The sequence below is a fragment of the Paraburkholderia youngii genome (genome assembly GCF_013366925.1).
Lineage (GTDB): Bacteria > Pseudomonadota > Gammaproteobacteria > Burkholderiales > Burkholderiaceae > Paraburkholderia > Paraburkholderia youngii.
The window spans coordinates 1,319,453-1,332,561 of record NZ_JAALDK010000002.1 but is presented as its reverse complement, the minus strand read 5'-3'; the positions used below and the strand labels follow the sequence as shown (position 1 = coordinate 1,332,561).

Annotated in this window: 10 protein-coding genes; 9 read left to right on the top strand and 1 reads right to left on the bottom strand. The window is 67.3% G+C overall.

Features of this window, described 5'->3' with window-relative positions:
* The first annotated feature begins 100 nt into the window (after positions 1–100).
* Positions 101–808 (top strand): PIG-L deacetylase family protein, encoded by a 708-nt coding sequence (locus G5S42_RS37480; protein ID WP_176112014.1) that lies wholly within the window; start codon positions 101–103, stop codon positions 806–808.
* 58 nt (positions 809–866) lie between these two features.
* Positions 867–1,799, top strand: a complete 933-nt coding sequence (locus G5S42_RS37475) for a glycosyltransferase family 2 protein (protein WP_176111743.1) — start codon at positions 867–869, stop codon at positions 1,797–1,799.
* A 21-nt stretch (positions 1,800–1,820) separates the two neighbouring features.
* On the opposite strand, the gene G5S42_RS37470 is transcribed toward G5S42_RS37475, so the two are convergent.
* Positions 1,821–4,505 carry an ATP-binding cassette domain-containing protein gene (locus G5S42_RS37470; protein WP_176111742.1) on the bottom strand — a complete coding sequence of 895 codons (2,685 nt, stop codon included), beginning with the start codon at positions 4,503–4,505 and terminating at the stop codon, positions 1,821–1,823.
* A gap of 387 nt (positions 4,506–4,892) precedes the next feature.
* Here G5S42_RS37470 and G5S42_RS37465 point away from each other — a divergent pair, with 387 nt between their 5' ends.
* From G5S42_RS37465 to G5S42_RS37435, 7 genes are all read left to right on the top strand, one after another.
* Entirely contained in the window at positions 4,893–6,200 is a 1,308-nt protein-coding gene (locus G5S42_RS37465; protein WP_176111741.1) for a glycosyltransferase family 4 protein, read from the top strand.
* A 123-nt stretch (positions 6,201–6,323) separates the two neighbouring features.
* On the top strand, positions 6,324–6,926 hold the full coding sequence (locus G5S42_RS37460; RefSeq protein ID WP_176111740.1) for a D-glycero-alpha-D-manno-heptose-1,7-bisphosphate 7-phosphatase: 603 nt from the start codon (positions 6,324–6,326) through the stop codon (positions 6,924–6,926).
* The gene (gene waaF / locus G5S42_RS37455) at positions 6,923–8,164 is read left to right on the top strand and encodes a lipopolysaccharide heptosyltransferase II (protein WP_176111739.1); all 1,242 of its coding nucleotides are present in this window, start codon (positions 6,923–6,925) and stop codon (positions 8,162–8,164) included. Before G5S42_RS37460 ends, waaF begins: the two co-directional genes overlap by 4 nt.
* A 22-nt stretch (positions 8,165–8,186) precedes the next feature.
* Positions 8,187–9,932, top strand: a complete 1,746-nt coding sequence (locus tag G5S42_RS37450; RefSeq protein WP_176111738.1) for a carbamoyltransferase family protein — start codon at positions 8,187–8,189, stop codon at positions 9,930–9,932.
* Positions 9,929–11,017, top strand: coding sequence for a glycosyltransferase family 2 protein (locus G5S42_RS37445; protein ID WP_176111737.1), 1,089 nt, complete (start codon positions 9,929–9,931; stop codon positions 11,015–11,017). Before G5S42_RS37450 ends, G5S42_RS37445 begins: the two co-directional genes overlap by 4 nt.
* Positions 11,014–12,153: a glycosyltransferase family 9 protein gene (locus G5S42_RS37440; RefSeq protein WP_176111736.1), complete on the top strand. Its 1,140-nt coding sequence runs from the start codon at positions 11,014–11,016 to the stop codon at positions 12,151–12,153. The genes G5S42_RS37445 and G5S42_RS37440 overlap by 4 nt, the downstream gene beginning before the upstream one ends.
* Positions 12,143–13,099 (top strand): glycosyltransferase family 4 protein, encoded by a 957-nt coding sequence (locus G5S42_RS37435; protein ID WP_176111735.1) that lies wholly within the window; start codon positions 12,143–12,145, stop codon positions 13,097–13,099. Before G5S42_RS37440 ends, G5S42_RS37435 begins: the two co-directional genes overlap by 11 nt.
* Positions 13,100–13,109 lie beyond the last annotated feature (10 nt).

The following is a 13,109-nucleotide window of genomic DNA, read 5'->3' as shown; positions in this document are numbered from 1 at the left end:
GAAGTTGTAGGCGGTAGTAGAACCGCAGGTCAGCAAGGGCTGTTCCAGCGCCGCCCCGTCGCGCGCCGCGACCGCGGAACGCAGCTTGCTCACCGCCGGTATGGAATCGAACCAGCGCCTGCTCGTCATCTCGCCGCATCTCGACGATGCGGTCCTCAGTTGCGGACTTCTGCTCGCCGCGCATCCCGGCACGGTCGTTTGCACGGTTTTCACCGCGCCGCCCGCCGAGAACATCACGACCGATTGGGACCGCGCGGCCGGTTTCGCCGACGCGTTCGAAGCGATGCGCACACGTCAGGCGGAAGACCGGGAGGCGCTTGGGCTGCTGTCGGCGATGCCCGTGCATTTGCTGTTTCGCGACGCGCAATACCATGCGTCGCCCGCTGCGGACGAGCTGACGACGGCGTTGAGCCAGACAGTTGCTCAAGCGAAACCCACGCGTGTCCTGATGCCGTTGGGCCTCTTCCATTCGGATCACGTTATGGTGGCCAATGCCTGTCTCGCACTGATGCGGCGTCAGCCAGCCGCGCGCTTCATCGCCTATGAGGACGTGCCCTACCGGCGCATGTCCGGCGTCGTGCAAGCGCGCCTATGCGACCTCGCGACACGCGGCTATGCCGCTGATGCGCCGCACACGTTGGACGTGCCCGGCACGACGCAACACGAGCGCCTGAAGCGCGCGGCACTCGGCGCCTATCGCAGCCAATTGCGCGCGTTCGGTCCCGACGGACAGGCAAGCCTCTTTTCGGCCGAACGCTATTGGCAGCTCAGCCGCGATGAATCGAGTCGGCATCCGCAAAACGAGTGACGCAGGGCACGGGGTTTGCTTCGCCATCGCTGTCCAACCGTCGAAGCGATTGCTTAGCATGCGAACAATAGCCGCCCACCCGCGCATTTCGGTCGTCGTTCTTACGCATAACCGTGCGGGCGAATTGCTCGCCACCCTGGAACGTCTGCTCGCGTTACCTGAAAACCCGCCAATCATCGTCGCCGACAACGGCTCTACCGACAACACGGTCGCACTCGTCAAAGCGCGCTATCCGAGCGTTCGCGTCGTCGAATGCAACGGCAATCTCGGCGCGGCGGGCCGCAACCACGCGGTCGCGTGCGTCGAGACCGACTATGTAGCGTTTTGCGATGACGACACGTGGTGGGAGCCCGGCTCGCTCGAACGCGCGGTGCAATTGCTCGACGCATGGCCACGCGTCGGCGTGCTGAATGCGCGCGTGGCCGTGGGCGCGGACGACGCGACGGACCCAACTTGTGCGTTGATGAGCGCAAGCCCGCTGGGACGTGTCGGCCTGCCCGGGCCTGCTTTGATCGGCTATATGGCGGGCGCGTGCGTGTTTCGTACAGCGCTGTTTCGCGAGGTCGGCGGCTATGAGCCGCGCCTTTTCATCGGCGGCGAGGAAACACTCGTTTCCCTCGACGTGCTCGCCTCGGGACAGGCGATCGCCTACTGCGAGCAGTTGACGCTCCAGCATCGTCCGTCGCCGGTGCGCGACAGCGCGTTGCGGCGACGCATGCTCGCGCGCAATGCCGCGTGGGTGGCATGGCTGCGTCTGCCGTTGGGCGAAGCGATGAGCGCGACGCTGCGCGCCCTCGACGTGTTCGCGCGGGAAGGCACACTGGTTCGTGACGGCATCCAATTGCTGGCTGGGCTTGCGTGGACCGTGCGAGAACGCCGTGTGGTTCCGCAGTCGATCCTCGCGATGCGCGACCGCGTGCGCGCGGCCGAGCGCAATCTCGACGCGTCCGCCACGACGTCCGTGGGCGGCAAGTTCGACGCGCCGACCTGAGACCCGAATCACGCGCTTTCCTTATCCTGGCAACGTCGAGTCCGCGCTCGACGGTACAGGCGCGAGCCGACGGATCGCGGCGATCAGTTCTTCGGGGGGTACCGGCTTGTTCAAATGCGCGTCGAAGCCAGCATTGCTCGTGCGCTGAACGTCGAGCGCGTCCGCATAGCCGGTCAACGCGATCGCGGGCAGTGGCCTGCCCGGAAAGGACGGCCGCTCGCCTTCCAGTTCGCGCAAGCGGCGCAGCACGTCGTAGCCATCTTCGCCGGCCAGCATCAGATCGCAGAGCACCACGTGCGGCCATTGCGCCGGGTCCGTCGCGCGCAGCCAATCCAGCGCTTCGCGGCCGGATGCGAACAGCCGCACGCGTGCGCCGCTCGTACTCAGCACCGCTTCGAGCGCGTCACGTGCTTCTTCCTGATCGTCGATCGCGAGCACGCAGAGGCCGTCGAGCGAAGCGGGCTCGGCCGAATCCGGTGCGGTGGACTCTGGCGGTTGCGCATCTGCGACCGGCCGCAACGGCAGCATCGCGACATACGCGAGCCGCCCGTTCAGCGGGGTCAGCGTGAAGCTGCCGCCCGCGGCCGCCAGCGCGCTTTCCATCTGCCGCGCCGTCGCCTGCGATAGCTCGGCCGGCTGGTCGCCCATGCCGAGCACGCTGAACCATACGTGATTGCCGTGGCGCTCCGCGCGCAGTGCGATGCGCTGCCCCGGCGTAGCCTGCGCGATCTCGTTGCGGCACAACTCGGCGATCAGCGGCTGCAGCACGCTCGGGTCGCCGGTCACGCGCAGTTCGTTGTCGGTCGGTTCCGCGTAGACGACCACGCGCTGCCCGGCGATCTCGTCGTGCAACGCATCGATCACACCCGCCGTCAACGCGCTGACGCTGACCGACCGAGCAGTCAGCCGGCGCTGCGCGTGTTCGAGTTCGCCCTGCTGCCATTGCAGCGACCACATCTTCGCGTACACAGCGTCGCGCGCGAGCAGTTCACGATGCGTGCCCTGCTCGACCACCTGGCCGTGTTCCATCACCAGAATCCAGTCCGCGTCGACGACTGTGGAAAGCCGATGCGCGATCACGATCGACGTGCGGCCTTGCGCGAGACGCGTCAGCTCGGTCTGGATCGCGCGCTCGGAGCGCGTGTCGAGCGCCGAGGTTGCTTCGTCGAACACGATGATGCGCGGGTCCTTCAGGATCGCGCGCGCGATTGCGATGCGCTGGCGCTCGCCGCCCGACAGCCGCACGCCGCGCTCGCCAACGCGCGTGTCGTAGTGATCGGGCAAGCGCTCGATGAATTCGTCGAGCTGCGCGGCGCGTGCGGCGCGCACGACATCCGCGCGTGTCGCCGACGGACGTCCATACGCAATGTTGTAGGCGATCGTTTCATTGAACAGCACGGTGTCCTGCGGCACGATCCCAATCGCCTCGCGCAGACTGCGCTGCGTGACCTGGCTGATGTCTTGCCCGTCGATGCGGATCATGCCGCGCTCGGGCCGGTACAGCCGGAACAGCAGCTTGACGAGCGTCGATTTGCCTGAGCCGCTGCCGCCGACCACCGCGAGCGTCTTGCCCGGATACGCATGGAAGTCGACATCGCGCAGCACCTGACGCGCGGTGTCGTAGCCAAAATCGACGTGCTCGAACTCGATCAGCCCCGCGCCGACCTTCAGCGGCTGCGCGTCGCGTGCATCGATATCCTCGCCGACGCGGCCGCGCGCCGCCAGAATCACGAACATGCGCTCGACGTTGACGAGTGCGTCGTTGGTCTCGCGAAACACGAAGCCGAGCGTGTTCAACGGCATGCAGACCTGGATCAGGTAGGCGTTGACCAGAATCAGATCGCCGACGCTCATGCTGCCGGCCACCACGTGCTGCGCAGCGAGCAGCATGACCCCCGCCACCCCGAGCGCGATCACCGCGCTCTGTCCCACGTGCAACGCGGTCAACGCGTTCTGATTCGCGATGCGCGCGTGGACCCACTTTTCCAGCACGTCGCCGAGCCGTTGCGTTTCGCTGTCTTCGGTCGCGAAGTACTTGACCGTGTCGTAGTTCAGCAGGCTATCGACGAGCCGTCCGTCCGATTGCGCTTCGAGCAGATTGACCGCGCGCTGGAACGCGACGCGCCGCCGCGTGAACACGAACGTATAACCCGCATACAACACGAAGGTCGCGACGATCACGAACATGAACTCGCGCGCGTACGCGTGCACCATGATCGCGACGATCACCGCGATCTCGAAGAAGGTTGGCACGATCGTAAACAGTGCGGTGCCGAGCAAAAAACCGATACCGTCGGCGCCTTTCTGCACGTCGCGCACGATCGCGCCAGTCTCGCGCCGCGCATGAAAACGCGCGCTCAACCGGTGCAGATGCGCGAAGGTCCGCTCGGTCAGCGCCGCGACCGTGCGCTGCACGACGATGCTGAACACGACGTCGCGCGCCTCGTTCAGCGCGTCGCCGAAAAAGCGCAGCAGCGCATAGGCGAGCACGAGAAACACCGGAAACGCCACATGCGCGAGCGGATGGCCGAGCTCATCGACGATGTGCTTCAACGTGAGCGGCATCAGCACGGTCGCGAGCCGGGCCGTGATCATCAGCGCGAGCGCCCCGCTGGTCTGCCAGCGATAACGCCATACCGCATGCGCGAGATCGCCGACGATTCGGCGCGTCAGTTCGGAGCGAGGCGGCGGGACGGAATTCGGCATGGGATCCTAGTCGGGGCGCGCCCGGATAAAACGTCGCACAAATGGGCCGTGGAGCAAGTGGCGCGCCCGGCGGCGCGCGAAAAATGACCGGTGTACGGCAGCGCCTGCCGCGCACCTCTTACCTGTTCATTGCGCGCTATCCTCCGCCCATCCTAGTACCGGCGCGCCATCAGCGGTGCGAAGTTACATGGATCGTATGTAGAAACAGGGAACGCCACAGCGCTTCTCTATCTGCACGAAAAAGGGCACGCCACAGCGCTTCGTCCGTCCAGACCAACGTCTACCGTCGTTCATCGGCATCTCAGGGTCGAATGGCACAGCGAATGCTCCGGGCCGGTGAAACGATTCCCCAATATCGAAAAACGCGCATCTCAGGAAGGAGTGCAAATGAAGATCGCCCTGATCAGTGAACATGCGTCGCCACTTGCTGTCGCCGGTGGCGTCGATAGCGGCGGCCAGAACATCTACGTCGCGAACGTCGCGCGTCAGCTGGTGGAAATGGGCCATCAGGTCGACGTGTTCACGCGCCGCGATCGCGCACTGGTGCCTGAGCGCGTCGACATGGACGGCGTGCGCGTGATTCATGTGCCTGCCGGACCGCCTCGACAATTGCCGAAGGAACAATTACTGCCGTTCATGGACGAGTTCGCCGCGTTTCTGATCGGGTTTTTTCGGCGTGAACCTCAGCCGTACGACGTGATGCACGCGAACTTCTTCATGTCCGGCCTCGCCGCGTTGCAAGTCAAGGCTGCGCTCGGTGTGCCGCTGGTCACGACCTTTCATGCGCTCGGCCGCGTGCGGCGCATCCATCAGGGCGCGGACGACGGCTTCCCCGACGAGCGCTTCGCGATCGAAGACGAACTGGTCGCACGCTCGGACGTCGTCGTCGCCGAATGTCCGCAGGACCAGGCCGATCTGCTCGAACACTATCGCGCCGATCCCGCGCGCATCCGGATCGTGCCGTGCGGTTTCGATGACGAGGAGTTCCGGCCCGTCGAGCGCGAAGCCGCCCGCAATGCGCTCGGCTGGAGCCCGCACGACTTCATCGTGCTGCAGCTAGGCCGGCTCGTGCAGCGCAAAGGCATCGACAACGTGGTACGCGGCGTCGGCGTGCTGAAGCACACCTTCAACGCGGCAGCGCGGCTGTACGTGGTCGGTGGCAATTCGGACGCGCCCAACGAAATCGCGACACCGGAGATCGCGCGCCTGCGCCAGATCGCACGCGAATGTGGCGTCGCGGAGCAGACGAGCTTCGTCGGCCGGCATGGTCGCGCGCGGCTGCGCTACTTCTACAGCGCCGCCGACGTGTTCGTGACGACGCCCTGGTACGAGCCGTTCGGCATCACGCCGGTGGAGGCAATGGCCTGCGCGACGCCGGTGATCGGCGCCGATGTCGGCGGCATTCGCTATTCGGTCCTCGATGGCGTGACCGGCTTTCTGGTGCCGCCGCGCGATCCGCACGCACTCGCGGCGCGTCTCGACCGCTTGCGGCGCGACCCCGCGCTCGCGCGCCGGATGGGCGAAGCGGGCCTCGACCGGGCGCGGACCGGCTTTACCTGGCGCGGCGTCAGCGAAGCGCTCGCGCAAATCTATGCACGCGCGGCAAAGCTCGCGCCGAGCAAAACATCGCTCGACACCGGCTTCGAGCCGGCGCAGCTACCGCTTCGAGCAGCAGGCGGAGCGTCGTTCGGTTGACGACGGCGCACGCCGCGCGAACGCGCACGGCGTGCGCACCTGGAACGCGCCGCAGCCGGTCCAGCGGCTACGGCGCGCCTTTTTCCGACTTCCGGCCCACGCTCGCAAATACCACCAACCATCATGACGGTACCCGCTGTATTCATCGACAAGGACGGCACGCTGCTCGAAGACGTGCCCTATAACGCCGATCCCGCGCTGATGCGTTTCGCGCCTGGCGCGCGCGAAGCGCTCGCGCTGCTCGCCGCCTACCCTTATGCGCTGTTCATGATCAGCAATCAGTCCGGCATCGCGCTCGGCAAGTTCGAAGACAAAGCGCTGTTCGCCGTCGAACGCCGGCTGCGGCAGATGTTCGCCGAGTGCGGCGCCACGCTCGCCGGCGCCTACTGGTGTCCGCATCATCCGGAGGGCAGCGTCGAGCGCTACGCGATCGTCTGCGACTGCCGCAAGCCCGCGCCCGGCATGCTGCTGCGCGCCGCCAAAGAACATGAACTCGATCTCGCGCATAGCTGGTTCGTCGGCGACATTCTCGACGACGTCGAAGCAGGCAATCGCGCCGGCTGTCGCACGATCCTGCTCGACAACGGCCACGAGACCGAATGGCGGACCGGCCCGCAGCGCACGCCGAATGCGCGCGCGGCCGATCTGCACGAGGCCGCGCAACGCGTCGTGTTGAACGGCGTGCCGCCGGGCAGCGCGGCGCGCCGCAAGGAGGCGCCGCGGTGAACGCACCTCTGCCACTGGCGCCGCCCACGCTCGCTCATGCGCGCGTGCCCGATACGTCGCAGCCGGTGTGCTGGGGCGACGACGTCAAACGGATTCTGTGCGTGCGCCTCGACAATCTCGGTGACGTGCTGATGACGACGCCCGCGCTGCACGCGCTGCGCGAGTCCGCCGGAGATCGCCATCTCACGCTGCTCGCGTCGCGCAGCGGCGTCGCGCTCGCGCCGTTTCTCGACGACGTCGACGACGTGATCGAATACGACGCGCCGTGGGTCGCGCCCGCGTCGAACGTGACGCGCGATCTGCTCGACGATCATCGGATGCAGCAGCGGCTGAAGCGCGGCTGCTTCGACGCGGCGGTGATTTTCACCGTGTACAGCCAGAGCCCGTTGCCGGCCGCGATGCTGTGCTATCTCGCGGGGATTCCGCGCCGCCTCGCGCATTGCCGCGAGAATCCGTATGCGCTGTTGACCGACTGGCTGCGCGAACCGGAGCCGCAGCAGCGCACGCGGCACGAGGTGCAACGCCAGCTCGATCTGGTGCGTCACGTCGGCGCCCAGTCGAGCGACACCGCCATGCGTTTTCGCGTGCCGCCCGCCGCGCGCCGGTCGCTCGACGCGAAACTGAGGACCCTCGGCATCTCCCGCCACGACGAGTGCATCGTGCTGCATCCAGGCGCGACCGCCGCATCGCGCCGCTATCCGCCCGAGCGCTTCGGCGAAGTGGCGACACGGCTCGCGCGCGAAACCGGCGCCGCCGTGCTGTTGACCGGCGGCGCGAGCGAGCGAGCGCTCGTCGAGGCCGTGATGCGCGCCGCTGCTCCAGACGTGTGCGCGCAGCTATATGACCTGAGCGGTGCACTGACGCTCGCCGAGCTCGCCGCGCTGCTCGAACGCGCAAGCGTGCTCGTCTCCAACAACAGCGGCCCCGTGCATGTCGCGTCCGCGCTCGGCACGCCGGTCGTCGATCTTTACGCGCTGACCAACCCGCAGCACACGCCGTGGCAAACGCCGCAACGCGTGCTGTATCGCGACGTCGAATGCCGCTGGTGCTATCGCAGCGTGTGTCCGCACGGGCATCACGCTTGCCTGCTCGGTGTTCCGATCGAAGAAGTCGTGCACGCGGCACTCGAATTGCGGCACGCGCATGCGCATGCCCCGCGGCGTGGCGCAGCCGAGCGCGCGGGCCGCAGCGATGACACGAGCACGCCGTCGCTGACGGATCAGCCAACCATCCCCTGAACCCACTGCCACTGCTAACGCCATGTACACACTTGGAATCAATGCGGTCTATCACGACAGCGCGGCCGCGCTGCTGCGTGACGGCGTAGTGCTCGCCGCCGCCGAAGACGAACGCTTCACGCACGTCAAGCACGCGAAACGTCCGGTGCCGTTCTCGACCTGGCAGCTGCCGTTCGACGCGATCGACTACTGCCTGAAAGCCGCCGGCATCACGCTCGCCGACATCGATCACGTCGCATACTCGTACGACCCCGCGCTGTTCGGCGGCATGCCGAAGAAGCCGGGCGCGACGATCGAGCTGCCGTTCGATCCGGCCGGCACGCGTCCGGACAACCCGTCCGCGTCGCCGTGGGACCCGCTGTTTCTCAGCTATATCGCGAACGCGAAGGGCCAGTTGCTCGACGGCGCGCCGCATCATCTGCGCAAGCGGTTCCAGGGCGTGGATCGCGAGCACGGCTTCGCATGGCACTTCGTCGAGCACCATCTCGCGCACGAGGCGAGCGCGTTTCTCGCCGCACCGTTCGACGACACCGCCGTGCTGACGATGGACGGCCGCGGCGAAGGCGTGACGACCAGCATGGGGCAATTCGTCGGCGGCGAATACACGCGCCTGAAACAGGTCGAGCTGCCGCACTCGCTCGGCTTGCTGTACGAAGCGGTGACCGACTGGCTCGGCTTCCTGCACTCGTCGGACGAGTACAAGGTGATGGCGCTCGCGTCGTACGGCAAGCCGGCCCATGTGGATGTGTTTCGCGAGATCGTCAAGTACCGCCAGGACGGCAGTTATACCGTCGATGCGCCGCGTCTGACCGAGCGCTTCGGTCCCGCACGCGAACGCGGCGGTCCACTCGGGCAACGCCACTTCGATATCGCCAATTCGTTGCAGCGCGTGCTCGAGGAGACCGTGCTGGAACTCGCGCACTGGCTGCATCGGCAGACCGGTTTGAGCCGGCTGTGCATGGCGGGCGGCGTCGCGCTGAACTGCGTGATGAACTCGAAGGTGCGCGACGCGGGGCCGTTCAGCGAAGTGTGGGTGCAGCCGGCGGCCGGCGACGCCGGCACCGCGCTCGGCGCGGCGCTGTGGACCGACTATCGCGAGCGCGCCGCGCGCGGCGACCGCGAGCGTCGCTGGAAAATGGATCACGCGTACCTCGGCCCGGAATACAGCGAAGCGGAAATCGAGCAGTTCCTGCACTGGTCGAAAGTGCCGTACCGGCGCCTCGCCGATATCGCCGGTGAGAGCGCCGATCTGCTCGCGCAAGGCAAAGTGATCGGCTGGTATCAGGGCCGCACCGAATTCGGGCCGCGCGCGCTCGGAGCGCGCTCGATCCTCGCGTCGCCGATCGATCCGCACATGCAGGCGAAGCTCAACGAGATCAAGGATCGCGAAGACTTCCGCCCGGTCGCGCCGGTCGTGATCGAAGAGGAAGCAAACGACTGGTTCGTGAACGGCCAAACCGCGCCGTTCATGCTGTTCATTTTCGACGTGCGCGCCGACAAGGCCGCGCGGATTCCGGCCGTGCGGCATGTGGACGGCACCGCGCGCGTGCAGACCATCAACCGCGCGCAGCACCCGCTGTACTACGACCTGCTGGCCGCGTTCAAGCAGCGCACCGGCGTGCCGATTCTCGTCAATACGTCGTTCAACACGCGCGGCGAGCCGATGGTGAATTCGCCGCGCGACGCGGTCGAGTCGTTCTGGACCTCGCCGCTCGACGCGCTCGTGATCGGCCCGTTCCTCGTCGATAAGGCGGGGGGCCGCGTATGAACGCGGCGGTCATGTGTCCGGCGCCACTGCATGGCGGCGTGGCCGCGCGCTACAGCAGTGAGGATGCCGAGGAAGCCGGCCGCACGCTGCGCACGCCGTCGTGGCCCGACGTGTCGGTGGTCGTGCCCACCTATCGCCGTCCCCAGATGCTCGCGAACTGCCTCGACGCGCTGTGCGCGCAGCAGTTCGCGCCGCATCGCTACGAGATCGTGGTCTGCGACGACGGTCCAGACGACGCCACGCGCGCCTGCGTCGAACGGCTCGCGCGCGAGCAGGCGCCGCGTGGATTGGAGGTGCACTACCTGCCGGTCACACGCACCCAGGGTCCGGCCGGCGCGCGCAACGCGGGCTGGCAGTATGCGCGCGCGTCGCTGATCGCCTTCACCGACGACGACACGCTGCCCGATCCGCACTGGCTGACGGCCGGCGTCGCGGCGCTCGCTTCCGGCGCCACGGCGGCCGCCGGCAGGATCGTCGTGCCGCTGCCCGAGCTACCCGATCTGCCGACCGATTACGAAGCGGACGCGAGCGGCCTCGCCCGCGCCGAGTTCGCGACCGCGAACGTGTTCGTGACGCGCGCGGCGCTCGTCGCGACCGGCGGCTTCGACGAACGTTTCACGTCGGCGTGGCGCGAGGATTCGGACCTGCAGTTCACGCTGCTTACCGCCGGCGGCCAGATCGTGCACGCCCGCGACGCGGTGGTCGTGCATCCGGTGCGGCCCGCGCGTTGGGGCGTCAGCATCGCGCAGCAGAAAAAGAGCCAATTCGATGCGCTGCTTTATCGCAAGCATCCGGAACTGTTTCGAACGCGCATCGGCTCGCGGCCGCCGCTGCTGTATTACGCCATTCTCGCTGCCGCGTTGCTTGCGATTGGCGGTGGGTTCGCGGATCTGCCGATTCTTGCGGGCGCGGGTGTGATCGCGTGGTGCTGGTTGACCGGCTATTTCTGCGCGCGTCGGCTGCGCGGGCGCAATCACGGCTGGCGCCACGTCGCCGAAATGATCTGGACGTCCATTCTGATTCCGTTCCTGTCGATCTACTGGCGGCTCTATGGCGCCATCCGTTTCAAGGTGTTCTTTCCATGACCGTACCCTCGCTGCTGGCGGCGCTCGCGCCGCGCCGTATCGTCGTGTTTCGCGCGCTGCAGCTCGGCGACATGCTGTGCGCGGTACCCGCGCTGCGCGCGCTGCGCGCCGCCGCCCCCGCTGCGCATATCGCGCTGATCGGACTGCCGTGGGCGCGCGCGTTCGTCGAGCGCTATGCGGCGCTCGTCGACGAGCTGATCGTGTTTCCCGGCGCCGTCGGTTTTCCGGAGCAGCCCGAAACGGACGATGGCTTGCCTGCGTTCTTCGCGCGGATGCGCGAGCGGCGATTCGATCTGGCGATCCAGCTGCACGGCAGCGGCGGCGTCGCCAACGATCTGCTGCATCGACTCGGCGCGCGTGCCGATGCCGGCTTCGTGCAGCCCGATGAGGCCACGCGCGAAGGCTGCTTCATCGATTGGCCGGATGCACGGCCGGAGCCAGAGCGCTATCTGGCGCTGATGAGCGCACTCGGTGCGCCGGTACACGACCGGCGCCTGACGTTTCCGCTCACCGCGCCCGACCTCGATGAGTTTGCCGCGCTGCGCGCGGATCACGGCATCGAAGACGAGCGGCTCGTGCTGATCCACCCCGGCTCGCAATTGCCGTCGCGCCGCTGGCCCGCCGAGCGCTTCGCGGCCGTCGCCGACCACCTCGCCGCCGACGGCTGGCAGATCGCGATCACCGGCACGGCCGCCGAGACGCCGCTGACCGGCGCGGTGCTCGGCGCGATGAGCGCGCCCGCGCTGCATCTGGCCGGTGCAACGTCGCTCGGCGGGCTCGCGGCACTGACGGCGCATGCGCGGCTCGTGGTTTGCAACGACACCGGCATCTCGCACATCGCCGCGGCGATGGCGACCGCGTCGGTCGTGATCGCGTGCGGCAGCGACACGCGGCGCTGGGCGCCGCTCGATCATGCGCGGCACCGCGTGCTGGCCGACTATCCGGCATGCCGGCCGTGCATGTTCCGCGACTGCCCGTATGGCCATCCATGCGCGCTGAACATCGGCGTCGATGAGGTGGTCGAGACCGCCCGCGAGCAGCTTGCGCGCGCACCGGGCGCGCAAGCTGGCGCGCCCAGTAGCCTGCATGAGGGAACCGTTTCACTGTTTTTCGAGGATCTGCACCATGCTGCGTAATTGCCGCCGACTGCGTGTGCTGACCTGGCACGTGCACGGCAACTACATGTACTACTTGAGCCAGACGCCGCACGATTTCTATCTGGTGACGAAACCGGGCCATCCGCCCGGTTACGCCGGCAAGGTCGGCGTGTTGCCGTGGGGCGAGAACGTGCACGAGATCGCGATCGACGACGTCGCCAATCACGAGTTCGACGTGGTGCTGTACCAGCATCGCACGCACTGGGAATACGACCGCGAGCACGTGCTGAGCGCCGCGCAGCGACTTCTGCCGCGCGTCTACGTCGAGCACGATCCGCCGCAGGAAAACGCGTTCGAGCAATGGCATTGGGTCGACGATCCCGGCACGCTGCTGGTGCACGTCACGCACTTCAACCGGCTGATGTGGGACTGCGGCGTCACGCCGACGCGCGTGATCGAACACGGCGTCGTGGTACCCGACGGCGTGCGTTACAGCGGCGAACTGCAGCGCGGCATCGTGGTAGTCAATCATCTCGCGCAGCGCGGCCGGCGGCTCGGCGCGGACATCTTCAGCGAAACGCGCACGCGCGTGCCGCTCGATCTCGTGGGCATGGACGCGCAGCGGCTCGACGGCATCGGCGAAATCGGCAATCTCGATCTGGCCTCGTTCAGCGCGCGCTACCGCTTCTTTTTCAATCCGATCCGCTGGACCAGCCTCGGCCTCGCGATCGTCGAGGCGATGACCATCGGCATGCCGATCGTCGGTCTCGCGACCACCGAGCTCGCGACAGTGATCCGTAACGGCGAAAACGGCTTCGTGCATACCGACGTCGATGCGCTCGTCGACGCGATGCTCGGGCTGCTGCGCGATCCAGACGAAGCGCGGCGGCTCGGCGAAGGCGCGCGGCGCACGGCGCTGGAGCGTTTTCATATCGACCGTTTCGCGCAGGACTGGCACGACGCGCTGCTGCACGTCACCGCGTGACGCCACGCCG

Bases quoted from the DNA above. Each gene is read 5' to 3' on its own strand.
- G5S42_RS37440 (WP_176111736.1), top strand. From the start codon at position 11,014: ATGACCGTACCCTCGCTGCTGGCGGCGCTCGCGCCGCGCCGTATCGTC.
- G5S42_RS37480 (WP_176112014.1), top strand. From the start codon at position 101: ATGGAATCGAACCAGCGCCTGCTCGTCATCTCGCCGCATCTCGACGAT.
- G5S42_RS37470 (WP_176111742.1), bottom strand. From the start codon at position 4,505: ATGCCGAATTCCGTCCCGCCGCCTCGCTCCGAACTGACGCGCCGAATC.
- G5S42_RS37465 (WP_176111741.1), top strand. From the start codon at position 4,893: ATGAAGATCGCCCTGATCAGTGAACATGCGTCGCCACTTGCTGTCGCC.
- G5S42_RS37450 (WP_176111738.1), top strand. From the start codon at position 8,187: ATGTACACACTTGGAATCAATGCGGTCTATCACGACAGCGCGGCCGCG.
- G5S42_RS37475 (WP_176111743.1), top strand. From the start codon at position 867: ATGCGAACAATAGCCGCCCACCCGCGCATTTCGGTCGTCGTTCTTACG.
- G5S42_RS37460 (WP_176111740.1), top strand. From the start codon at position 6,324: ATGACGGTACCCGCTGTATTCATCGACAAGGACGGCACGCTGCTCGAA.
- G5S42_RS37435 (WP_176111735.1), top strand. From the start codon at position 12,143: ATGCTGCGTAATTGCCGCCGACTGCGTGTGCTGACCTGGCACGTGCAC.
- G5S42_RS37445 (WP_176111737.1), top strand. From the start codon at position 9,929: ATGAACGCGGCGGTCATGTGTCCGGCGCCACTGCATGGCGGCGTGGCC.